This window comes from Pimelobacter simplex (assembly GCF_900114845.1).
Classification (GTDB): domain Bacteria; phylum Actinomycetota; class Actinomycetes; order Propionibacteriales; family Nocardioidaceae; genus Nocardioides; species Nocardioides simplex.
Genome location: NZ_FOUK01000002.1, coordinates 405196 through 426554, shown reverse-complemented (window position 1 = coordinate 426554; position 21359 = coordinate 405196). Strand labels below are relative to the sequence as shown.

Sequence of the window (21359 nt, the reverse complement as noted above, 5' to 3'; positions counted from 1 at the left end):
GATGGCCGCCCAGCAGCTCGTCCGCGCCGCGGCCCAGCGGCTCGGTGCGGCCGGGGTCGCGAGCCCCGACCACGACGCCGCCGAGCTCCTCGCCCACGTCCTCGGGACGACGCGCGGCGCGCTCCACCTCGACCCGCCCGTCGCCCCCGCCCAGGCCGAGCGGTACGACGAGCTGGTCGCCCGCCGCGCAGGGCGCGAGCCCCTGCAGCACCTGCTCGGCGTCGCCTGGTTCCGGCACGTCTCGGTCGAGGTCGGCCCCGGCGTCTTCGTGCCGCGCCCCGAGACCGAGCTGCTGGCCGGCTGGGCGATCGAGCGGGCCGCGGCGCTGGTGGCGGCGGGGGAGACCCCGGTCGTCGTCGACCTGTGCACCGGGTCGGGAGTAATAGCGAAGAGCATCGCCGACGAGGTGCCGCAGGCGCGGGTGCACGCCGTCGAGCTCGACCCGCCGGCCCACGCCTGGGCTGAGCGCAACCTGGCCGGGACCGGCGTCGACCTGCGCCTCGGCGACCTCGCGACGGCCTTCGACGACCTCGTCGGCCAGGTCGACGTGCTCGTCAGCAACCCCCCGTACGTGCCCCTCGAGGCGTGGGAGTCGGTCGCCGTCGAGGCGCGCGATCACGACCCGCACCTGGCCCTGTTCTCCGGCGACGACGGCCTCGACGCGATCCGCGTCCTCGACCGCCGCGGCGCCGAGCTGCTCAAGCCCGGCGGTGTCGTCGGCATCGAGCACGCCGACGCCCAGGGGGAGTCGGCACCCGGTGTGCTGAGCCGCAGCGGACGCTGGGAGGAGGTCCGCGACCACCGGGACCTCGCCGGGCGCCCGCGCTTCCTGACGGCACGCCGCCCGCGATGACGACGACCACGGTGGGAGGATGGAGAGCGTGACTGCCGAGCGGTTCCCGACCCAGACCGACGAGGAGCGCGAGGAGGCGCTGGACGCCGCGAGCCGTGCCGTCCGCCGCGGACGCCTCGTCGTCCTGCCCACCGACACCGTGTACGGCGTCGGCGCGGACGCCTTCGACCCCGACGCCGTGGCCCGGCTGCTCGGCGCCAAGGGCCGCGGCCGCGAGATGCCGCCGCCGGTGCTCGTCGGCACCAAGGGCACGCTCGAGGCGCTCGCCGCGCGGGTCCCGGCGTACGTCGCCCCGCTGGTCGAGGCCTTCTGGCCCGGCGCGCTCACCCTGGTCCTGCACCAGCAGCCGTCGCTGCAGTGGGACCTCGGCGAGACGCGCGGCACGGTCGCCGTGCGGATGCCGGACCACGAGCTGGCCCGGGCCCTGCTCGACCGCACCGGACCGCTCGCGGTCAGCTCAGCCAACCTCTCCGGCCAGCCCGCCGCGCTCGACGCCGACGAGGCGATCGACATGCTCGGCGAGGCCGTCGCGGTCGTCATCGACGGCGGGACCTCGCCCGGCGGCGTGGCCTCCACGATCATCGACGCGACCACCGAGCAGCCGCGCCTGCTCCGCCTCGGCGCGATCGGCGTCGCCGAGCTCGACGCCGTCCTGGCCGACCTCGAGCTGAGCGTGGAGACCGAGCCGACCGATGCGTGAGTACCTCGTCGTCTTCCTCGTCGCGGCGATCGTCACCTACCTCCTGACGGTCGTCGCCCGGGAGATCGCGGTACGCACGGGAGCCGTCGCCAAGGTCCGCGACCGCGACGTGCACGCCCAGCCCATCCCGTACCTCGGGGGGCTCGCGATGCTCGGCGGGCTGTGGGCGGCGTACTTCGTGGCCCGCCAGCTGCCCTTCCTCGGCTCGCAGAACCCGTTCTTCGAGGACGCGCTCTCGGTGCTCGTGGCCGGCTCGCTGATCTGCGCGGTCGGGGTGGTCGACGACATCTTCGACCTCGACGCGCTCACGAAGTTCGGCGGCCAGGTGCTCGCGGTGGGCTTCCTGGTCTACTCCGGCATCCAGTTCCGGTACTTCTACCAGGCCGAGGGCCAGGTCCTCACGCTCGACACCGCGCAGGGCGCGCTGCTCACGGCGCTGATCGTCGTCACCACGGTCAACGCCGTGAACTTCATCGACGGCCTCGACGGGCTCGCCGCCGGCGTGATCGGGATCAGCGCCTCCGCGCTCTTCCTCTTCTGCTACTCGCTGACCTACCTCAACGACGTCACCCGGGCGGTGACCGGCGCGCTCCTCGCCGCGGCGCTGGCCGGCGCGTGCGTCGGCTTCCTCGTCCACAACTTCCACCCGGCCCGCCTCTTCATGGGTGACAGCGGCTCGATGCTGCTGGGCCTGGTCCTCTCGGCCAGCGCGATCACGGTGACCACCCAGTTCGCGCCCGGCGACCTCACCCAGGGCGCCGACGGCGCCCGCTCCAGCCTGCTGCCGGTGCTGCTCCCGGTGGCGCTGCCGGTCACCATCCTGATCGTGCCGCTGGGCGACCTGGTCCTCGCCGTCGTGCGAAGAACCCGGGCCGGACGCTCGCCCTTCGCGCCCGACAAGCAGCACCTGCACCACCGGCTGCTCGAGATCGGGCACTCGCACCGCCGCGCGGTCATCATCATGTGGCTGTGGGCCGGGCTGATCGCCTTCGGCGTCGTCATCGCCTCGGTCTTCACCGGACCGGTCGTGTGGTGGGTGCTCGGGGCGGGGGTCGCGGTCACCGTCGCGCTCACCTTCGCGCTGCCCCTCGTGCACAACCCGTCCGACCTCGCCGACCCGGGGGAGCAGCCCGCCGGGCCCACCGAGCCGACCGATCCCGCGGAGCCGACCGACGAGGCCGGCGGCCCCGCGGTGGCGGTCACCCCAGGCGAGCTCGCCGACCTGGCCGACGCCGTCCGCTCGACCCCGGTGGCAGGCGCCACGGGGCCCACCGGGAGCGTCGTACCCGCCCCCGATTCGGAGCCTTCCGGCACCTTGTGATAACTTTCACGAACTCCCGGAGCACGCCTCCGGAGTCCGCCCGAGACGCACCCGAGCAGGACGGCCGCCAATGCTGACGACCGACACCAGGACACCACCGGTGGTGCTGCGCGCGGCCGCTGTGTCCGCGCTCGCCGCGGGCGTCGTCGTGGTCGTCGCCGCCGTCGCCGGTGGCGGCAGCGCCGCTGCCGGAGCTGCCGTCGGGGGAGCGATCGCCGTCGGCGTCCTGGCCTTCGGCGCCCTCGCCGTCGATGCCGTCTCGCGCCTGATGCCGGCCGCCTCGCTGCTGTTCGCCCTGGTCACCTACACCTTCCAGGTGGTGCTCATGGCGCTCGTCTTCGTGGCCCTCAGCCGCTCCGGTCTGCTCGACCGCGAGCTCGACCGCAACTGGCTCGGCGGTGCCATCATCGCCGGCGTCCTGGTGTGGACGGTCGTGCAGATCCGGCTCGCCACGACGGCCCGGATCCCGGCCTTCGACAGCCCTGCTGTCGCCCGGCCCGAGGGCGGTGCGCGATGACCACTCGCGACTGCTATTGTCCGGGGCGCAATGAGTCAGCCCGAGGAGAAGCCCAAGGGCGATCCGTGGCATGCGTTCGGCTACATCACCGCCGGGGTCGCGTTCTACGGCCTGCTCGGCTGGCTCGCGGATCGGTGGCTGGGCACCGACTTCATCGTTGCGGTCGGAATCCTGTTCGGCGCTGCCCTCGGGATCTACCAGACCGCAGCACGGTTCCGGATCGATCCGCCCAAACCCCCGAACTCATCCGAGCAGGACAAGCTGAAGTGAACGCAGAGGAGACCTGGTGATCGCCGCGACCAGCGCCCCCACCGCCGAGGAGTTCCACGCTCCGGGGCCCGGCAACTTCGACCTTCCGGGCTTCTTCCACATCGCCGACCAGGCGATCACGAAGCCCATGTTCCAGCTCGTGCTGGCCGCCATCCTGGTCTTCGCGTTCTTCTACCTGGCACTGCGCCGCGGCGCGCTGGTGCCCGGCAAGCTGCAGTTCGCCGGCGAGAGCGCCTACGGCATGGTCCGCAACAGCATCGGCCGCGACATCATCGGCAGCCACGACTTCGCCAAGTTCGTGCCCTACCTGGTCACGGTCTTCTTCTTCCTCCTGGTCAACAACCTCTTCGCCAGCGTCCCGATCATCCAGTTCCCGACCTTCTCGCGGGCCTCGATGGCCTACGCGCTGGCCGGTCTGAGCTGGGTCGTCTACAACGCCGTCGGCATCAAGAAGCACGGTCTGGTCGGCTACCTCAAGCTCCAGTGCGTGCCGTCCGGCGTGAGCCCGGTGATGTACCCGCTGCTCGTGCCGCTGGAGTTCTTCTCCAACCTGCTCGTCCGCCCGGTCACGCTGGCCCTGCGTCTGTTCTGCAACATGTTCGCCGGCCACCTCCTGATCATGCTGTTCGCCACCGGCGGCCTCTACCTGATCAAGGACTACGGCGGCGGCATCGGCATCGTCTCGGGTCTCGCGGCCTGGGTCCTCGCGATCGCCATCGGCTTCCTCGAGATCCTGGTCCAGTTCCTGCAGGCCTACGTCTTCACCCTGCTCAACGCGATGTACATCCAGGGCGCGCTCGCCGACGAGCACTGAGCACCCGCTCACCCCGCCTGACCTCCCCACCCCACAGTTTTCCAACAAGGAAACAACCGAAAGGAACAAGCCGTGCTTCCTATGGCTATCGACGGCTCCGCCAACATGATCGGTTACGGCCTGGCCGCCATCGGCCCCGGCGTCGGCATCGGTCTCATCTTCGCCGCGTACATCTCCGGCGTTGCCCGCCAGCCCGAGGCGCAGAGCCGCCTGCAGTCGATCGCGATCCTCGGCTTCGCGCTCGCCGAGGCGCTCGCCATCATCGGCATCGCGCTCGCCTTCGTGCTCTGACAACCTCCACAGTTCGTCACTGAAGGGCCTGCCACATGCAGTCATTTCTGATCTCCGCCGCGGAGGAAGGCGACCACGGACCGCTCGCCTTCGTGCCTGTCGAGTTCGTGCTCTCGCTGGTGATCTTCGGCATCCTGTTCTTCCTGATCTGGAAGTTCGTCACGCCGAAGTTCGAGGCGACCTTCGCCGAGCGCACCGAGGCGATCGAGGGCGGTATCGCCGCGGCCGAGTCGAAGCAGGCCGAGGCCGACGCCAAGCTCGCCGAGCTCGAGAAGCAGCTCGCGGACGCCCGTCACGAGGCGGCGCGCATCCGTGAGGAGGCGCGTGAGCAGGGTGCTGCGATCGTGGCAGAGATGCGGGAGCAGGCCCAGGCCGAGTCCGCGCGCATCCTCGACCACGGCAAGGCGCAGATCGAGGCCGAGCGCCAGCAGGCGGTCACCTCGCTGCGCGCCGAGGTCGGCACCCTCGCGACCGGTCTCGCCGGCCGGATCGTGGGCGAGTCGCTCGAGGACGACGAGCGCCAGGCGCGCGTCGTCGAGCGCTTCCTCGCCGACCTCGAGGCCTCCGAGGCCGCGGCGAAGGACGCCTGATGGTGTCCTTCCGCGGCGCCTCCGCCGAGGCGATGGCCACCCTCACCGACCGGGTCGGTGGGGTGGCGGAGGGCTCGGCCGCCACGGTGGCCGGGGACCTGTTCGCCGCGGCGGCCAGCTTCCGCTCCGAGGGGACGCTCCGGCGCTTCGCCACCGACCAGTCGGTGGCGGCGCAGGCGCGTGAGGGCGTCGTCCGCGACGTCTTCGCCGGCAAGGTCGACCCGGCCGCGCTCGAGGTCGTCGCCACGGCGGCCGGCCAGCGCTGGACCCGGGTCCGCGACCTCGCCGACGCGCTCGAGGAGCTCGGTGTCGTGGCCGCGGTCCGCTCGGTGGGCCTGCAGGCGTCGACGCTGGTCGACGAGCTGTTCGGCGTGCGCCAGCTGGTGACCGCCAACAGCGACCTGCGCAACGCCCTGTCGGACCCGACCCGCTCGGTCGCCGACAAGGCCGGGCTGGTCGAGTCGCTGCTCGCCGGCAAGACGCTGCCGGCCACGGTCCAGCTCACCCGCCAGGCGCTCTCCGGCTCCTACCGCACGGTGGTCGCGGCGCTCGAGGACTACGAGCGCACGGCAGCCCAGGTCAACGGCGAGGGTGTCGCGACGGTTCACGCCGCGCGGCCGCTCGACCCCGCGGTCCAGCAGCGGCTGACCACGGCACTGAGCCGGCAGTACGGCCGTCCGGTGCACCTGAACATCGTCGTCGACCCCACCGTCGTGGGCGGCCTCCGGGTCGAGATCGGCGACGACGTCATCGACGGCACCGTCTCCAGCCGCCTGGACGACGCCCGCCGCAAGATCGCCGGCTGACCCGGCAACGCGACCCGCAACCAGACTTCAGCAGCAGAAGAAGAGAGAAGGCACCAGAGATGACGGAACTCTCCATCCGTCCGGACGAGATCCGCGACGCCCTCGCCAAGTACGTCGCGGACTACCAGCCCGCGGCCGCCAGCAAGGAGGAGGTCGGCACCGTCGCCTCCGCCGGTGACGGCATCGCCCGCATCAGCGGTCTCCCGTCGGCCATGGCCAACGAGCTCCTCGAGTTCGAGGACGGCACGCTCGGCCTCGCGCTGAACCTCGAGGACCGCGAGATCGGTGTCGTCATCCTCGGTGACTTCGACAAGATCGAGGAGGGCCAGACGGTCCGCCGCACCGGCGAGATCCTCTCGGTCCCCGTCGGCGAGGGCTACCTCGGCCGCGTGGTCGACCCGCTCGGCAAGCCGATCGACGGTCTCGGCGACATCGCCACCGACGGCCGCCGCGCCCTCGAGCTCCAGGCGCCCGGCGTGATGGCCCGCAAGTCGGTCCACGAGCCGCTCGCCACCGGCATCAAGGCCATCGACTCGATGACCCCGATCGGCCGTGGCCAGCGTCAGCTGATCATCGGCGACCGCGCCACCGGCAAGACCACGGTCGCGATCGACACGATCATCAACCAGAAGCAGAACTGGGAGTCGGGCGACCCGACCAAGCAGGTCCGCTGCATCTACGTCGCCATCGGCCAGAAGGGCTCCACCATCGCCTCCGTGCGCGGTGCCCTCGAGGAGGCCGGCGCGCTGGAGTACACCACGATCGTGGCGGCCCCGGCGTCCGACAGCGCGGGCTTCAAGTACCTCGCCCCCTACACCGGCTCGGCCATCGGCCAGCACTGGATGTACGACGGCAAGCACGTCCTCATCGTGTTCGACGACCTGACCAAGCAGGCCGAGGCCTACCGCGCCGTGTCGCTGCTGCTGCGCCGCCCGCCGGGCCGCGAGGCGTACCCGGGTGACGTCTTCTACCTGCACTCGCGGCTCCTCGAGCGCTGCGCGAAGCTCTCCGACGAGCTGGGCGCGGGCTCGATGACCGGTCTGCCGATCATCGAGACGAAGGCCAACGACGTCTCGGCGTTCATCCCGACCAACGTCATCTCGATCACCGACGGCCAGATCTTCCTGCAGTCCGACCTGTTCGCGGCCAACCAGCGCCCGGCCATCGACGTCGGCATCTCGGTCTCGCGCGTCGGTGGCGCCGCGATGACCAAGGCGATGAAGGCCGTCACCGGCTCGCTCAAGGTCGACCTCGCGCAGTACCGCGCGATGGAGGCCTTCGCGATGTTCGCCTCCGACCTCGACGCCGCGTCCAAGCAGCAGCTGGCCCGCGGTCAGCGGCTGATGGCGCTGCTCAAGCAGCCGGCCTACTCGCCGTACCCGCTCGAGGAGATGACCGTCTCGCTGTGGCTCGGTACGTCGGGTCGCCTCGACGCCGTCGCCACCGGTGACGTGCTCCGCTTCGAGAGCGAGTTCCTCGACTACCTGCGCCGCTCGCACGAGGGTCTCCTCGCCGCGATCCGCGAGACCCAGAAGTTCGAGGACGAGGACGGCCTCGTCGCCGCGTACGACTCCTTCCTGAACCAGTTCGAGACCTCCGACGGCGGCAGCATCAAGGCCGGGCACGAGCCCGAGGCCGAGGCGCTGGCCGACGACGAGCTCGAGCAGGAGCAGATCGTCAAGCAGAAGCGGGGCTGACCATGGCCGTATCGCTGCGTGAGTACCGCGCGCGGATCAAGTCGACCGAGTCGATGAAGAAGATCACGCGTGCCATGGAGCTCATCGCTGCGTCCCGGATCATCAAGGCGCAGCAGCGGGCCACGGCGGCAGCGCCGTACGCCCGTGAGCTGACCCGCGCGGTGTCGGCGGTGGCGACGTTCTCGAACGTCGACCACCCGCTGACCCGCGAGGAGGAGAACCCCAAGCGCGCGGCCGTGCTGATCATCACCAGCGACCGCGGCCTGGCCGGTGCCTACTCCTCGAGCGTGCTCAAGGAGGCCGAGCGCCTCTCCGAGCGGCTGCGCGACGAGGGCAAGGAGATCGACTACTTCCTGGCCGGTCGCAAGGCGGAGGCGTACTTCAAGTTCCGCGGTCGCCCGTTCGTGCAGGCGTGGACGGGCTTCTCCGACCAGCCGACGTACGACAAGGCGGCCGAGATCGGCGCGACGCTGATCGAGGCCTTCCTCAAGGAGCAGGGCGAGGACGGCGACGTCGACGAGGTCCACGTGGTCTCCACCCGCTTCCGCTCCATGCTCGTCCAGGAGCCGACCGCGATCCGGCTGCTGCCGCTCGAGGTCGTCGAGGGCGAGGAGGCCCCGGAGTCCGACGAGCTGCTGCCGCTCTACGACTTCGAGCCCTCGCCGGAGCAGGTGCTCGACGGACTGCTGCCGCAGTACGTCCAGAGCCGGATCTTCTACAGCCTGCTGCAGGCGGCGGCCTCCGAGCTCGCCGCCCGCCAGAAGGCGATGAAGGCCGCGACGGACAATGCCGAGGAGCTGATCAAGAAGCTCACCCGGATCGCCAACCAGGCGCGCCAGGCGGGCATCACCCAGGAGATCAGTGAGATCGTCGGTGGCGTGAACGCGCTCGCCGACGCCCAGGCTGCGAACGACTGACCCCACCAGAGAAAACACCTAACGGAGTAAGACATGACTGCAACGGTTGAAGAGACCACCGCCAGCGGTGCGGCCTCGGTGGGTCGGATCGCGCGGGTCATCGGCCCGGTCGTGGACATCGAGTTCCCGACCGACGCGATGCCCGACATCTACAACAAGCTCGAGGCGGAGATCACCCTCGACGGCGAGACCAGCGTCCTGCCGCTCGAGGTCGCCCAGCACATCGGCGACGGCATGGTCCGCGCCATCTCGCTCAAGCCGACCGACGGCCTGGTCCGTGGCCAGAGCGTCTCCGACACCGGTGGCCCGATCACCGTCCCCGTCGGCGACGCCACCCTCGGCAAGGTCTTCAACGCCACCGGTGACTTCCTCAACCTCGCCGAGGGCGAGACCGTCGAGGTCAACGAGCGGTGGGGCATCCACCGCAAGGCGCCGGCCTTCGACCAGCTCGAGTCGAAGACCCAGATGTTCGAGACCGGCATCAAGGTCATCGACCTGCTCGCGCCGTACGTGACCGGTGGAAAGATCGGCCTGTTCGGTGGTGCCGGCGTCGGCAAGACCGTTCTCATCCAGGAGATGATCGCCCGCGTCGCCAAGAACCACGGTGGTGTGTCGGTGTTCGCCGGTGTCGGCGAGCGCACCCGTGAGGGCAACGACCTCATCGTCGAGATGCAGGAGGCCGGCGTCTTCGACAAGGTCGCCCTGGTCTTCGGCCAGATGGACGAGCCGCCGGGCACGCGTCTGCGCGTCGCCCTGTCCGCCCTGACGATGGCGGAGTACTTCCGCGACGTCCAGGGCCAGGACGTGCTGCTGTTCATCGACAACATCTTCCGGTTCACCCAGGCGGGCTCCGAGGTGTCGACCCTGCTCGGCCGGATGCCGTCCGCGGTGGGCTACCAGCCCAACCTGGCTGACGAGATGGGCACGCTGCAGGAGCGGATCACCTCGACGCGCGGTCGCTCGATCACCTCGATGCAGGCGATCTACGTCCCCGCGGACGACTACACCGACCCCGCTCCGGCCGCGACGTTCGCGCACCTCGACGCGACGACCGAGCTCTCCCGTGAGATCGCGTCGCTGGGTATCTACCCGGCCGTCGACCCGCTGACCTCGACCTCGCGGATCCTCGACCCGCAGTACATCGGTCAGGCGCACTACGACTGCGCGATCCGGATCAAGCAGATCCTGCAGCGCAACAAGGAGCTCCAGGACATCATCGCGATCCTCGGTGTCGACGAGCTCTCCGAGGAAGACAAGATCATCGTCTCCCGCGCGCGTCGCATCCAGCGGTTCCTGTCGCAGAACACCTACGTCGCCAAGCAGTTCACCGGCATCGAGGGCTCGACTGTTCCCGTGGCCGAGACCATCGAGGCGTTCAACAAGATCGCCGACGGTGAGTACGACCACGTGGCCGAGCAGGCGTTCTTCATGTGCGGCGGTCTCGACGACGTCGAGCGCAACTGGGCCGAGATCCAGAAGAGCCTCTGATCATGGCCGAGTCCGCAGCCTCGACCCTGCACGTCGAGCTCGTCGCCGCCGACCGGACCGTGTGGTCCGGTGAGGCGTCGATGGTCATCGCGCGCACGCTCGAGGGAGACATCGGCGTCCTGCGTGGGCACGCGCCGACGCTGTCGCTGCTGTCGGCCTCCGTCGTCGAGATCCAGGTCGAGGGCACCAACCAGCTGCTGGTCGCTGCCCTCGACGGTGGGTTCCTCTCGGTCGCCAACGACCGGGTGTCGATCCTGGCCGAGCGGGTCGAGCGGGGCGAGGACATCGAGGTGTCCCAGGCCCAGGTCGACCTCGAGGAGGCCAAGCGCCTGCTCGACTCGAGCGACGAGGCCGAGCAGCGGGTCCGCCACGCCGAGGCCCGGATCCGGGCCGCGGAGAAGGTAAGCGGGAAGGTCTCGTAGTTCACAGATGACGTGGTGGGAGTGGCTGCTCGACGCGTGTGGCGCGCTCCTGCTCCTGTGTGTGCTGTACGGCGCCGGACTCATCGTCCGGCGCCGTCTGCTCTCCCGCAACGGTGGCACCTTCGAGCTGAGCCACCGCTACCGGATGGACACGCCGGAGCGTGGGTGGGTGCTCGGCCTGGGCCGGTACTCCGGCGAGCGGCTGGAGTGGTTCCGGGTCTTCACGCTGTCGCGCCGGCCCAAGCGGTCCTGGCGCCGCGACGAGCTCAAGTACGACGGCCGGCGTGAGCCGCTGGGTGCCGAGCAGGCCTCGCTGTACCCCGACCACCTCGTGATCCGCTGCCAGTCCCCGCAGGGACCGGTCGAGCTGGCCATGAGCGTGTCCTCGCTGACCGGCTTCCAGTCCTGGCTCGAGGCGCGCCCGCCCGGCACCGACTGGAACCGGGTCAAGGGCTCCGGACCCTCGTAGCCTGGCTTCCGTGGAGCCGACGTGCGCGCAGGTCGGGCTGGGGTCGCGGACCGGACGGATCGTCCTGGCCGCGGCGACGCTGGGCACTGCCATGGCGCTGCTCGACAGCACCGTCGTCAACGTCGCCCTGCGCCGGATCGGTGAGGACCTCGACGCCAGCCTCGGCGACCTCCAGTGGGTCTCCAACGGCTACCTGCTCAGCCTCGCCTCGCTGACCCTGCTCGGCGGCTCGCTGGGCGACCGCTTCGGCCGGCGCCGGATCTTCGTGCTCGGGGTGCTCGGCTTCGCCCTCACCTCGGTGGCCTGCGGCCTGGCGCCCACCGCTCCGGTGCTCATCGCGGCCCGGGTGGCCCAGGGCGCCGCGGCCGCGCTGCTCACGCCCGGCAGCCTGGCGATGATCCAGGGCACCTTCGCCCCCGACGACCGGCCCCGCGCCATCGGCGCCTGGTCCGGGCTCGGCAGCGTCGCGACCGCCGTCGGCCCCTTCCTCGGCGGCTGGCTCGTGCAGACGGCGAGCTGGCGCTGGGTCTTCCTGATCAACCTGCCGCTCGCCGCGCTCACCCTGCTCGCGGCCCGGGCGGTCCCCGAGACCCGCGATCCGGACGCCGTGCGCGGCTTCGACGTCGTGGGCGCGGTGCTCGGCTCGGTGGCGCTCGGCGGCATCACCTACGCCCTCATCGAGTGGACGGCGCTGCCCGGTGCCGCCCTCCTCGCCCTGGTCGTCGGCCTCCTCGCCGCCGTCGCCTTCGGCCTGCAGGAGCGCCGCAGCCGGCACCCGATGCTGCCCCTGTCGCTCTTCGGCTCCCGCCAGTTCTCCGCCGCCAACGCGATGACCCTGCTGACCTACGCCGCGCTCGGCGGCGTGCTCTTCTTCGTCGTGCTCCAGCTGCAGACCGTGTCGGGCCTCGGCCCGCTCGAGGCCGGTGTCGCGACCCTGCCCATCACTGTCGTCATGGTGCTGCTCGCCGGCCGCGGCGGCGCGCTCGCCGCCCGGATCGGCCCCCGCCTCCCCATGACCTTCGGCCCCCTGCTCTGCGCCGTGGGCACGCTGCTGCTGACCCGGGTCGGCGCGGACCTCGTCTACTGGCGCGACGTCGGCCTGCCGCTCACTGTGTTCGGGCTCGGCCTCGCGCTCCTGGTCGCGCCGCTCACGGCCGCCGTCCTGGCGGCGGCGCCAGACCACCACGCCGGCGTCGCCTCGGGCATCAACAACGCCGTCGCCCGGGCCGGCTCGCTGCTGGCGGTGGCGGCGCTGCCGCTGCTGGTCGGGCTGTCGGGCGAGGACTACCAGGCGGCCGGCGCCCTCGACGACGGCTACCGCGCGGCGATGCTGTGGTGCGCGGGCCTGCTGGCGGCCGGGGGCGTGGTGTCGTACCTGACGATCCGCAACCCGGAGCAACCCCGCCGCCGTCAGGCGGTCGGCGCCCCGAGCTGATCGGCGAGGTCGGGCGTGGGCCTCCACTCGTTGTGCTTGCTGGATCTGCGCTGGACGAAGTAGCCGCGGTGGGCAAGATCGGCCAGGTCCTTGCGAGCGCTCTCACCCGAGACGTGATGGGTCGTGGCGTGGCTGTGCACCGTGAAGACCGCACTCGGGTTGCGGAGGGCATGCTCGAGCGCCGTCAGCTGCCGGTGGTTGAACTCGCCATGGCGCGCATCCATCGCGGCCTTGACCTTCCGCAGCTCAGCGGATTTGCGGGCGAGGTGTTCGTGGAGCGCCTCGATGGCCCGACGCACGGTGCCCAGGTTGTAGATGAAGAAGTGGGTCAGGTCGCCGTCGTCGGTCTCGGTGAGCAGGTAGGACCTGGCGTACTGGCTCGGCGCAGCCTTGAGGAGACGGCTGATGCTGAGGTACTCCGTCAGCCAGAATCCCTCGCGCAGCATCACCCAGTAGAAGAGTGCCCGGGCGGTCCGGCCGTTGCCGTCCTCGAAGTAATGGTCGTGACCCGTCATGAAGTGAACCGCGACCGCGCGAAGGAGCGGCGGCAGGTACGGCTCCCCGGGGCGCGGCCCGTTCGCGAACTGGCACAACCGTTCGAGGCGCTCCGGCAACTGGGTGGCCGGGGGAGGGGAGTGCAGCAGTTCTCCCTGCGGGGACCAGACAGCGACCCGGTCCTCATCGGGCACCTGCAGACGTCCGGCGGCAGCGGGGTCGTCGAGGGTGCCGTCGGTGACGATGCGGTGGAGCTCGCGGATCCGGTCGGGGGTGATGTCGTCGCTGCGCCACTCGCGGACCTGTTGCATGGCTCGGAAGTTGTTGACGATCATCCGCTCGTCCCGCGTCCGCGGTGAGCGCCCGCTGGTCAGCATCTCCTTGGCGACCATGCGGCTGGTGGCGGCACCCTCGAGCTGGCTCGAGGTGATGGCCTCCTCGATCAGTGAGCTGACGATGTAGCGGTTGCGGCTCCCCGTGTGGGTCACCTCGTCGGCGATGGTGATCTCGCCACTCGCCGCGCCCCGGATGTGATCGATGAGCTGCAGGACCTCGTCGGCGAGGACATAGCTGAAAGCGTGGCCGTGCTCGTCGACCAGCTGAGGCAGTGCGCGTGCGGTGCTGCGCCTGCGGAACCGCACCAGGGACCACTGCTGCTCGACCGTCAGGGCGCCGGGCTCGCGCCGGAACCTGAAATCGTCCCACGCCAGGTAGCGCGGATCGGTGTCCTCGTGATCAGCGAAGGCGCGCAGGAAGTCGGCGGGACTCTCCCAGACCGCGGAGTCGGGCCCGTCGGAGGGTGCGGGGGCCGGTCGTCGCATCTCCCAACTTTCTCCAAGTTTCTCCAACTCTTGGAGCATAACCCCTTTGCTCCAACTCTGGGAGAAACTTGGAGCAAGTTGGGAGCAAACGTCCCCTGTCCGGCGCCAGCGCCTCAGTCCGCGAACAATCCCCGGATGTCGTCGGCCCCGATCGCGGTGCTCATCGCACCGTCGCCGTCGATGACCTGGGCGAACAGCTCGGCCTTGCGCGCCTTGAGCTCCATCACCTTCTCCTCGATGGTGTCGGTGGCGACGAGGCGGTAGACGTGGACGTGGGCGGTCTGGCCGATCCGGTGGGCGCGGTCGACGGCCTGGGCCTCGGCGGCGGGGTTCCACCAGGGGTCGAGGACGAAGACGTAGTCGGCCTCGGTGAGGGTCAGGCCGACACCGCCGGCCTTGAGCGAGATGAGGAAGACGGGCGCGGCGCCGGTGCGGAACTCGTCGATGACCGCGCCGCGGTCGCGGGTCGCGCCGTCGAGGTACGTCGTGACGATGCCCGCGTCGTCGAGGCGGCTGCGGACCCGGCCGAGGAACGAGGTGAACTGGCTGAAGACGAGCGCGCGGTGGCCCTCGGCGGTGATCTCGGCCAGGTGGTCGACGAGGACGTCGAGCTTGGCCGAGCCGACCTTGTCGTGCTCGGCGTCGACCAGGGCGGGGTCGAGGGCGAGCTGGCGCAGCTTGGTGAGGGCGCTGAAGATGGCGACCCGGTTGCGGTCGAAGTCCTCGACCAGGCCGAGGATGCGCTGGCGCTCGCGGGCGAGGTGGGTGTCGTAGATCTTGCGGTGCTTCGGGTCGAGGTCGACCTCGAGCACCTGCTCCTGCTTGGGCGGCAGGTCGTCGGCGACGAGCTCCTTGGTGCGCCGCAGCAGGAACGGCTTGATCCGGGCCCGGAACCGGTCGAGCACGGTCTGGTCGGCGTCGCGCTCGACAGGCCGCACCACCTTGTCGGCGAACGCGCGCGGCCACGGGTAGAGGCCGGGCACGGTGATGGAGAGCAGCGACCACAGCTCCATCAGCCGGTTCTCGAAGGGGGTGCCGGTGACGGCGAGCTTGAACGGCGCCTCGATGGTGCGCACCGCCTGGTAGGTCTTGCTCTGGTGGTTCTTGGCCTGCTGCGCCTCGTCGAGAACGAGGCCCGACCACGCGACGCCGGCATAGCGCTCGTGGGCCAGCCGGAGCAGGGTGTAGGTGGTGACGACGATGTCGTGGTCACGGGCGAGCGCCGCCACGTCGTCGGTACGGCGTCCGGCGACCGCCACCCGCAGGTCCGGCGCGTGCCGGGCGGCCTCGGAGGCCCACGCGGTGACGACGCTCGTGGGGGCGACGACGAGGAAGGGGGCGTCGGTGGGCCGCTCGGTGCGGGCGTGCGCGATGAGGGCGAGCACCTGGAGCGTCTTGCCGAGGCCCATGTCGTCGGCGAGGATGCCGCCGAGCCCGTGCTGCCACAGGAACGCCAGCCACCAGAAGCCCTCGCGCTGGTAGCTGCGCAGGTCGGTGACCAGGCCCCGCGGGGTGGGCTGGGGGATGTCGGTGAGGTCGCGCAGCGCGTGGGCGCGGTGGACCCACTCGGCAACCTGGGCGTCAACCAGACCGGTCTCGGCGAGCTGGGCCCACAGGCCGAGGTCGTGCTGGCCGATGCCGAGGTGCTCGCCGTCGCGCTCGCGCAGCTCGGCGGCGGCGTCGACGACCTCGCGCAGCCGGGCGAGCTCGGGCCGGTCGGTGGTGACGTAGAGCCCGCTCGGCAGCACCAGGAACTCCTGGTCGAGGGTGAGCGCGGCGAGCACGTCGGGCAGCGGGATCTGCTCGCCGTCGACGCTCACGGTGACGGCGAGGTCGAGCCAGTCGGTGGTGTCGGTGGCGTCGGCCTCGGAGGGCTCGACCAGGTCGAAGCGGATCTCGGGGGCGACGTCGGCCTCGCGGAAGTCGGGCCGCTCCTGCTCGACCACCCGGACTCCGGCGAGCGTGCGCAGGTGGGGCAGGCCGTGGATGGCGAGCGCCAGCGCGTCGCCGTCGGTCATCGTGCTGACGGTCAGCAGGCCGGGGGAGACGGTGCCGAGGATCTCGTGCTCCGCGGCGCGGTCGCGGACGCCGCCGAGCGGGTCGTGGCTGGTCAGCGCGCAGGTGCGCTGCTCGTCGCCCTCGCCGTACTGCCAGTGCCAGGCGAGCCCGGCCTTGGTCGCGCTGTGCCAGGTCACGGTGAGCACGAGGGTCGGCGCCAGCGGCTCGGGCAGCTCGACGGCGGACTCCTCGGCGCGCACCGGCAGGTGCCTCATCAGCCCCGGCAGGGCCGACCGGAAGGCCGCCAGGTCGGCCGGCGGGACGACGATCGGCGGCCCGTCGACCAGGTGCCGCAGCGCCGGCGGGACGGGCGCCGTGGTCGCGGCGATCACGAGGTGGCGGTCGTCGACCAGGCCCACGACGGTGGCCGGCGACCCGATCGGGACGACGGCGTCGCCGCGCCAGGTGTGCTCGCCGAGCGTCACGGCCGCGCGCAGCGTCGTCCCGCCGTCGACGTCGGCCAGCTCGGCGACCACCTCGGCCGGCTCGTCGGCGATCTCGACCGAGCGCAGCGGCCGGGCCGCGAGCAGCGTGACGCCGGCGTCGCGGGCGTGGCGCAGCGCGCGCACCACGTGGTCGCCGAACTCGTCGAGCGAGGGCGCCACGCCGGCGTAGTAGTAGGCGCGGTGACCCGACCACAGCGCGTGGAGCGCGGCGATGGCGTCGGCCTGCTCGGGCGGGAAGCCGGCCGCACCCGACCCCAGGCCGATGTCGCTCCAGTCGGCGCCGGTCTTGATCCACGGCTTGTTCTTGCCCTGGCGCATCGGCCGGACCCGGATCGCCGGACCGACGGAGCGGTAGCTCGTGCGCCCCTGCTCGAGGCTGATCTCGAGCGCGAGCGGCACCTGCTCGAGCGGGGCGCTCTGCTGCCGGTCGAGCTCGGTGAGCAGCCGCTCGAGCGAGCGCCGCCAGGTGGCCTCGCCGGCCGGCTGGGTGAACGTCTGGCGCAGGGTCAGCGCGAGTGCCGCGCCGTGCTTGCAGGTCGAGCGGACCGGGCACGTGCATACCGTGAACAGCCAGCCGGCGTAGTCGTCGGTGGGCGCCTCGGCGTGCAGCTGCACCTGGTAGGGCACGTCGCGCGAGCCCTGCACCTCGGCGGTCGCGGTCACCGAGGAGGCGGTCAGCTGCCCGATCTCGGGACGCCGTACCGAGCCAGCGGCGGCCACCTCGCGGGCGCGCTGGAGGGTCGGCGGGTCGAAGTGGCGGCCGAGGAACTCGTCGGTCAGCGTGGCGAGGACGTTCACGTGCGCCGTCGCTTGCCGGTGCCTTCGGGGAAGGGCCAGTCGAGCGTGATCGTGCCGCCCACGGGCAGCGCGGCCCAGCGGGCCGAGAAGTCGTCGTAGCGTGCGAACAGCCGCTCGACCAGTGCGCTGTCGAGACCGCTGTCGCCGACCTGGCCGGGCCAGGCGGGGTCGGGCTTCCGGTGCCCGCGGGCGACCTCCCACAGCGCCACGGTGAGCGAGGCGAGCCGCTCGGAGCGCGCCATGTCGGCGGACTCCTGGGGCGTGGGGGAGCGGCGGTTCTTGAGCGAGGCCCGCCGGGCCTTCGGGTCGGCCGGCCAGAACATGCCGTCGTCGCCGTCGGCGGCGGCGAGCCGCCCGTAGACCGCGCCGCGCAGGCCGTCCTCGATCTCGACGAGCAGGTGCGCCACGTCGTGGGGCACGGCGTCGCTGTGCCCCGGCCCGTTGCGCGGGGCCAGGGTCGCGCCGACGGACCGGTCGACAGCGATCTCGTAGCGGCCGGACAGCTTCGTGAACCTCACCTGCACCCCGACATCCTCGCGCGTCTCAGGCGCTCGCGTCGCCCGGATTTCGGGCGGCACCCCGCTCGCCGCCCGGCACCCACAGCACATCGCCCTCGGCCCGGTTGGCGTGGCGGGCGAGGATGAAGACCAGGTCGGAGAGCCGGTTGAGGTAGGTGATCGCGATCTTGTTCATCACCTCGCCGTGCACCTCGTACGCCGCCCAGGCGCCCCGCTCGGCGCGCCGGATCACGGTCCGCGCGACGTGGAGGTGCGCGGCGCCCGGCGTGCCGCCGTTGAGGATGAAGGAGCGCAGCTTGGGCAGCGGCTCGTTGTACTCGTCGCACCAGCCCTCGAGCCGGTCGACGTAGTCCTGCTCGATGCGCAGCGGCGGGTACTCGGGGTCGGCGACGACCGGCGTGCACAGGTCGGCACCCACGTCGAAGAGGTCGTTCTGGACGTGCGTGAGGATCCGGACGACGTCCTCGTCGAGGCCGCCGGTGGCGATCGCGACGCCGAGATGGGCGTTGGCCTCGTCGACGTCGGCGTACGCGAGGAGGCGCAGGTCGGTCTTCGTGGTGACGCTCATGTCGCCGAGCCGGGTCTCTCCGGCGTCGCCGGTACGGGTGTAGATCCGCGTCAGGTTGACCATGCCTCGGAGCGTAGTCGCGGGGTCCGACGGAAAAAAGTCGGTCCGAGGTGCAACCGATCCGGGTGCTGGCGCGTCATGGTGGGTAACAGGTGGGAGACACGACTGACATCTCGGGAGGGAGAACCATGAGAGTGCGACAGTCGACCCCTGTCCTGATCGAGATCGTTCCAGGGGAGCCGGTCCTCCTCCTCGGCGGCGATCTCGACGTGCGCAGTACGGGCGAGCTGCGCGCGGCGGTCCACGACCACATCCGCCGCTGCGGCATCGACCGGGTCAGCCCGGTGATCATCGACGTCAGCGCCGTGCGCTCCGTCGATGCGACCGCGCTCAAGGTGCTCGCTGCGGCCAGCCGCCAGGCCCAGCAGTACGGCGTCCGGGTGGTCCTGCGCGGCGCCACCCCGGCGGTGCGGCGGATGCTCCACCTCACCCACCTGATCCGGCTGATCGAGGTCGAGCGCGAGGCCGTCCCCGCCTGAGCGGGCCCGTCCGGGGGTGGGTGCTGTGCAGTACCCCACATGTCCGGACCGTTACCAAGCGGTAGCAATCGTCCTAGTCTTCGCTCTATGAGCACCACGCCCGACGCAGCCAGCGGCGCCGACAAGGCCACCCAGCCCAAGGACCGCCCGTGGGTGATGCGGACCTACGCCGGCCACTCGACGGCCGAGGCCTCCAACGCGCTGTACCGGACCAACCTGGCGAAGGGCCAGACCGGCCTCTCGGTCGCGTTCGACCTCCCCACCCAGACCGGCTACGACCCGGACAGCCCGCTCGCGCGCGGTGAGGTCGGCAAGGTCGGCGTCCCGGTGCCGCACCTGGGCGAGATGCGCAAGCTCTTCGACCAGATCCCCCTCACCGAGATGAACACCTCGATGACGATCAACGCGACGGCCATGTGGCTGCTCGCGATGTACCAGGTCGCCGCCGAGGAGCAGAACCCCGACCTGTCGCCGTCCGAGGTCGCCCACAAGCTCGCGGGCACGACCCAGAACGACATCATCAAGGAGTACCTCTCGCGGGGCACCTACGTGTTCCCGCCCGAGCACTCGCTGCGGCTGATCGGCGACATGATCGCCTACACGGTCCACGAGATCCCCAAGTGGAACCCGATCAACATCTGCAGCTACCACCTGCAGGAGGCCGGCGCGACGCCCGTGCAGGAGATCGCCTACGCGATGTGCACCGCGATCGCCGTCCTCGACCAGGTGAAGTCGTCGGGCCAGGTCTCCGACGCGGACTTCGAGAAGGTCGTCGGCCGGATCTCGTTCTTCGTCAACGCCGGCGTGCGCTTCGTCGAGGAGATGTGCAAGATGCGCGCCTTCGTCGACCTGTGGGACGAGATCACCCGTGAGCGCTACGGCGTCACCGACGAGAAGATGCGCCGCTTCCGCTACGGCGTCCAGGTCAACAGCCTCGGGCTGACCGAGGCGCAGCCCGAGAACAACGTCCAGCGCATCGTGCTCGAGATGCTCGCGGTCACCCTCTCCAAGAAGGCCCGCGCCCGCGCCGTCCAGCTGCCCGCGTGGAACGAGGCCCTCGGCCTGCCGCGCCCGTGGGACCAGCAGTGGTCGCTGCGCCTGCAGCAGGTCCTCGCGTTCGAGTCCGACCTGCTCGAGTACGACGACATCTTCGACGGCTCGCCCGTCATCGAGGCCAAGGTCCAGGCGCTCATCGAGGGCGCCAAGGCCGAGATCGACCGGGTCCAGGCGATGGGCGGCGCGATCGCCGCCGTCGACTCGGGCTACATGAAGCAGGAGCTGGTCTCCGCCCACGCCGCGCGCCGCGGCCGGATCGAGGCCGGCGACGAGATCATCGTCGGCGTCAACAAGTTCGACACCACCGAGCCCTCGCCGCTGACCGCCAACCTGGACGAGGCGATCATGGTCGCCGACCCCCAGGCCGAGCAGGCCGCGCTCGACTCCGTCGCCGCCTGGAAGGCGCAGCGCGACGCCGCCGAGGTCGAGGCCGCACTCGCCCGCCTCGCCGAGGACGCCAAGTCCGGCGTCAACCTGATGCAGGCCACCCTCGCCGCCGCCCGTGCGGGCGCGACCACGGGGGAGTGGGCCGGCGTGCTGCGCGAGGTCTTCGGCGAGTTCCGCGCCCCCACCGGCGTCGCCGGCGCGGTCGGCGTGGCCGAGGCCGGCGCCGAGCTGACCGCCGTCCGCGAGGCCGTGCGCGCCACCGGCGACGAGCTCGGCGGCCGGCTGCGCCTGCTCGTGGGCAAGCCCGGGCTCGACGGGCACTCCAACGGCGCCGAGCAGGTCGCCGTCCGGGCCCGGGACGCGGGCTTCGAGGTCATCTACCAGGGCATCCGGCTCACCCCGGAGCAGATCGTCGCGGCCGCCGTCGCCGAGGACGTCCACTGCGTCGGGCTCTCGATCCTCTCCGGCTCGCACATGGAGCTGGTGCCCGCCGTCCTCGACGGGCTGAAGGCCGCCGGCATGGGCGACGTCCCGGTCATCGTCGGCGGGATCATCCCCGACTCCGACGGCAAGGCCCTGATCGACCTCGGCGTGGCCGCCGTCTACACGCCCAAGGACTTCGGGCTGACCGAGATCATGGCCGGCATCGTCGAGGTCATCCGCAAGGCCAACGGGCTCGCCTGAGCCCGGCCCGTCGTACGACGCTCAGTCGGCCGCGATCACCTGCGCGAGAGAGGCGGGGTCGCGGCCGACGACCGTCGTCCCGTCGGACGCCGTCAGGATCGGCCGCTGGATGAGCTTCGGGTGCGCCGCCATCAGCGCCAGCCACGCGCCGCGCTCGCCGGCGTCCTTCGTGGGCAGGGTGACGCCGAGCTTGCGCGCGTCGGCGGTGCGGGCGATGTCCCACGGCTCGAGGCCGAGCCGGCCGAGGACGTCCTCGAGCTCGGCGACCGTCGGCGGCTCGTCGAGGTAGCGCCGGACCGTGTAGTCGACACCGGCGGCGTCGAGCTCGCTCTGGGCGGTGCGGCACTTGGAGCAGGCGGGGTTGAGCCAGATCTCGATCACGCCCGGACCCTACCGATG

General features: G+C 71.3%; 22 protein-coding genes. 17 read left to right on the top strand and 5 right to left on the bottom strand.

Annotation, left to right across the window (positions count from 1 at the left end; genetic code table 11):
- Position 1 precedes the first annotated feature (1 nt).
- The 15 genes from prmC to BM223_RS09595 all read left to right on the top strand — a co-directional run bounded on the left by prmC (position 2) and on the right by BM223_RS09595 (position 12590).
- Positions 2–853, top strand: a complete 852-nt coding sequence (prmC, locus tag BM223_RS09665; protein ID WP_038678105.1) for a peptide chain release factor N(5)-glutamine methyltransferase — start codon at positions 2–4, stop codon at positions 851–853.
- Between the two features lie 28 nt (positions 854–881).
- Positions 882–1553, top strand: a complete 672-nt coding sequence (locus BM223_RS09660; protein ID WP_235319228.1) for an L-threonylcarbamoyladenylate synthase — start codon at positions 882–884, stop codon at positions 1551–1553.
- Positions 1546–2874, top strand: a complete 1329-nt coding sequence (locus BM223_RS09655; protein WP_082003623.1) for a glycosyltransferase family 4 protein — start codon at positions 1546–1548, stop codon at positions 2872–2874. The genes BM223_RS09660 and BM223_RS09655 overlap by 8 nt, the downstream gene beginning before the upstream one ends.
- 70 nt (positions 2875–2944) lie before the next feature.
- Positions 2945–3391: a hypothetical protein gene (locus tag BM223_RS28885; protein WP_158510193.1), complete on the top strand. Its 447-nt coding sequence runs from the start codon at positions 2945–2947 to the stop codon at positions 3389–3391.
- Between the two features lie 30 nt (positions 3392–3421).
- Positions 3422–3661 (top strand): AtpZ/AtpI family protein, encoded by a 240-nt coding sequence (locus tag BM223_RS09645; protein ID WP_038678111.1) that lies wholly within the window; start codon positions 3422–3424, stop codon positions 3659–3661.
- Between the two features lie 16 nt (positions 3662–3677).
- Entirely contained in the window at positions 3678–4475 is a 798-nt protein-coding gene (atpB, locus tag BM223_RS09640; protein ID WP_235319229.1) for a F0F1 ATP synthase subunit A, read from the top strand.
- Positions 4476–4556: 81 nt separating this feature from the next.
- Complete coding sequence (gene atpE / locus BM223_RS09635) at positions 4557–4766, top strand: ATP synthase F0 subunit C (RefSeq protein WP_038678112.1); 210 nt, start codon at positions 4557–4559, stop codon at positions 4764–4766.
- A gap of 35 nt (positions 4767–4801) precedes the next feature.
- Positions 4802–5356 (top strand): F0F1 ATP synthase subunit B, encoded by a 555-nt coding sequence (locus tag BM223_RS09630; RefSeq protein ID WP_038678114.1) that lies wholly within the window; start codon positions 4802–4804, stop codon positions 5354–5356.
- Complete coding sequence (locus tag BM223_RS09625) at positions 5356–6162, top strand: F0F1 ATP synthase subunit delta (protein WP_038678116.1); 807 nt, start codon at positions 5356–5358, stop codon at positions 6160–6162. Before BM223_RS09630 ends, BM223_RS09625 begins: the two co-directional genes overlap by 1 nt.
- A 59-nt stretch (positions 6163–6221) precedes the next feature.
- On the top strand, positions 6222–7859 hold the full coding sequence (gene atpA, locus BM223_RS09620) for a F0F1 ATP synthase subunit alpha (protein ID WP_038678118.1): 1638 nt from the start codon (positions 6222–6224) through the stop codon (positions 7857–7859).
- Positions 7860–7861: 2 nt separating this feature from the next.
- Positions 7862–8776, top strand: coding sequence for a F0F1 ATP synthase subunit gamma (locus BM223_RS09615; RefSeq protein WP_038678120.1), 915 nt, complete (start codon positions 7862–7864; stop codon positions 8774–8776).
- Between the two features lie 33 nt (positions 8777–8809).
- A complete protein-coding gene (gene atpD, locus BM223_RS09610; protein WP_038678122.1) occupies positions 8810–10264 on the top strand; it encodes a F0F1 ATP synthase subunit beta in 1455 nt (484 codons plus the stop codon).
- A gap of 2 nt (positions 10265–10266) precedes the next feature.
- A complete protein-coding gene (locus BM223_RS09605; RefSeq protein WP_038678124.1) occupies positions 10267–10686 on the top strand; it encodes a F0F1 ATP synthase subunit epsilon in 420 nt (139 codons plus the stop codon).
- 7 nt (positions 10687–10693) lie between these two features.
- A complete protein-coding gene (locus tag BM223_RS09600) occupies positions 10694–11155 on the top strand; it encodes a DUF2550 domain-containing protein (protein WP_052138463.1) in 462 nt (153 codons plus the stop codon).
- A 10-nt stretch (positions 11156–11165) separates the two neighbouring features.
- On the top strand, positions 11166–12590 hold the full coding sequence (locus BM223_RS09595; protein ID WP_052138464.1) for an MFS transporter: 1425 nt from the start codon (positions 11166–11168) through the stop codon (positions 12588–12590).
- On the opposite strand, the gene BM223_RS09590 is transcribed toward BM223_RS09595, so the two are convergent.
- The 4 genes from BM223_RS09590 to BM223_RS09575 form a co-directional block, all read right to left on the bottom strand.
- Positions 12566–13906: a Fic family protein gene (locus BM223_RS09590; protein WP_038684090.1), complete on the bottom strand. Its 1341-nt coding sequence runs from the start codon at positions 13904–13906 to the stop codon at positions 12566–12568. The two genes, BM223_RS09595 and BM223_RS09590, sit on opposite strands and share 25 nt — an antisense overlap.
- Before the next feature lie 113 nt (positions 13907–14019).
- Positions 14020–17208 (bottom strand): DEAD/DEAH box helicase, encoded by a 3189-nt coding sequence (locus tag BM223_RS09585; RefSeq protein WP_038678126.1) that lies wholly within the window; start codon positions 17206–17208, stop codon positions 14020–14022.
- Positions 17205–17726, bottom strand: a complete 522-nt coding sequence (locus BM223_RS09580; RefSeq protein WP_200887105.1) for a hypothetical protein — start codon at positions 17724–17726, stop codon at positions 17205–17207. Before BM223_RS09580 ends, BM223_RS09585 begins: the two co-directional genes overlap by 4 nt.
- 25 nt (positions 17727–17751) lie before the next feature.
- On the bottom strand, positions 17752–18357 hold the full coding sequence (locus BM223_RS09575) for a cob(I)yrinic acid a,c-diamide adenosyltransferase (RefSeq protein WP_038678127.1): 606 nt from the start codon (positions 18355–18357) through the stop codon (positions 17752–17754).
- A gap of 125 nt (positions 18358–18482) precedes the next feature.
- Here BM223_RS09575 and BM223_RS09570 point away from each other — a divergent pair, with 125 nt between their 5' ends.
- A complete protein-coding gene (locus tag BM223_RS09570) occupies positions 18483–18833 on the top strand; it encodes an STAS domain-containing protein (RefSeq protein WP_141267227.1) in 351 nt (116 codons plus the stop codon).
- A gap of 87 nt (positions 18834–18920) precedes the next feature.
- Complete coding sequence (locus BM223_RS09565; protein WP_075018550.1) at positions 18921–20960, top strand: protein meaA; 2040 nt, start codon at positions 18921–18923, stop codon at positions 20958–20960.
- 21 nt (positions 20961–20981) lie between these two features.
- Here the strand turns inward: BM223_RS09565 and BM223_RS09560 are convergent, their stop codons facing one another.
- Positions 20982–21341, bottom strand: coding sequence for an ArsC/Spx/MgsR family protein (locus BM223_RS09560; RefSeq protein ID WP_235319230.1), 360 nt, complete (start codon positions 21339–21341; stop codon positions 20982–20984).
- Positions 21342–21359 lie beyond the last annotated feature (18 nt).

Coding starts and splice junctions, on each gene's coding strand:
- BM223_RS09570 (WP_141267227.1), top strand. CDS start 18,483: ATGAGAGTGCGACAGTCGACCCCTGTCCTGATCGAGATCGTTCCAGGG.
- atpE (WP_038678112.1), top strand. CDS start 4,557: ATGGCTATCGACGGCTCCGCCAACATGATCGGTTACGGCCTGGCCGCC.
- BM223_RS09575 (WP_038678127.1), bottom strand. CDS start 18,357: ATGGTCAACCTGACGCGGATCTACACCCGTACCGGCGACGCCGGAGAG.
- BM223_RS09645 (WP_038678111.1), top strand. CDS start 3,422: ATGAGTCAGCCCGAGGAGAAGCCCAAGGGCGATCCGTGGCATGCGTTC.
- BM223_RS09655 (WP_082003623.1), top strand. CDS start 1,546: ATGCGTGAGTACCTCGTCGTCTTCCTCGTCGCGGCGATCGTCACCTAC.
- BM223_RS28885 (WP_158510193.1), top strand. CDS start 2,945: ATGCTGACGACCGACACCAGGACACCACCGGTGGTGCTGCGCGCGGCC.
- BM223_RS09590 (WP_038684090.1), bottom strand. CDS start 13,906: ATGCGACGACCGGCCCCCGCACCCTCCGACGGGCCCGACTCCGCGGTC.
- BM223_RS09630 (WP_038678114.1), top strand. CDS start 4,802: ATGCAGTCATTTCTGATCTCCGCCGCGGAGGAAGGCGACCACGGACCG.
- atpA (WP_038678118.1), top strand. CDS start 6,222: ATGACGGAACTCTCCATCCGTCCGGACGAGATCCGCGACGCCCTCGCC.
- BM223_RS09625 (WP_038678116.1), top strand. CDS start 5,356: ATGGTGTCCTTCCGCGGCGCCTCCGCCGAGGCGATGGCCACCCTCACC.
- BM223_RS09600 (WP_052138463.1), top strand. CDS start 10,694: ATGACGTGGTGGGAGTGGCTGCTCGACGCGTGTGGCGCGCTCCTGCTC.
- BM223_RS09605 (WP_038678124.1), top strand. CDS start 10,267: ATGGCCGAGTCCGCAGCCTCGACCCTGCACGTCGAGCTCGTCGCCGCC.
- BM223_RS09615 (WP_038678120.1), top strand. CDS start 7,862: ATGGCCGTATCGCTGCGTGAGTACCGCGCGCGGATCAAGTCGACCGAG.
- atpD (WP_038678122.1), top strand. CDS start 8,810: ATGACTGCAACGGTTGAAGAGACCACCGCCAGCGGTGCGGCCTCGGTG.
- BM223_RS09565 (WP_075018550.1), top strand. CDS start 18,921: ATGAGCACCACGCCCGACGCAGCCAGCGGCGCCGACAAGGCCACCCAG.
- prmC (WP_038678105.1), top strand. CDS start 2: ATGGCCGCCCAGCAGCTCGTCCGCGCCGCGGCCCAGCGGCTCGGTGCG.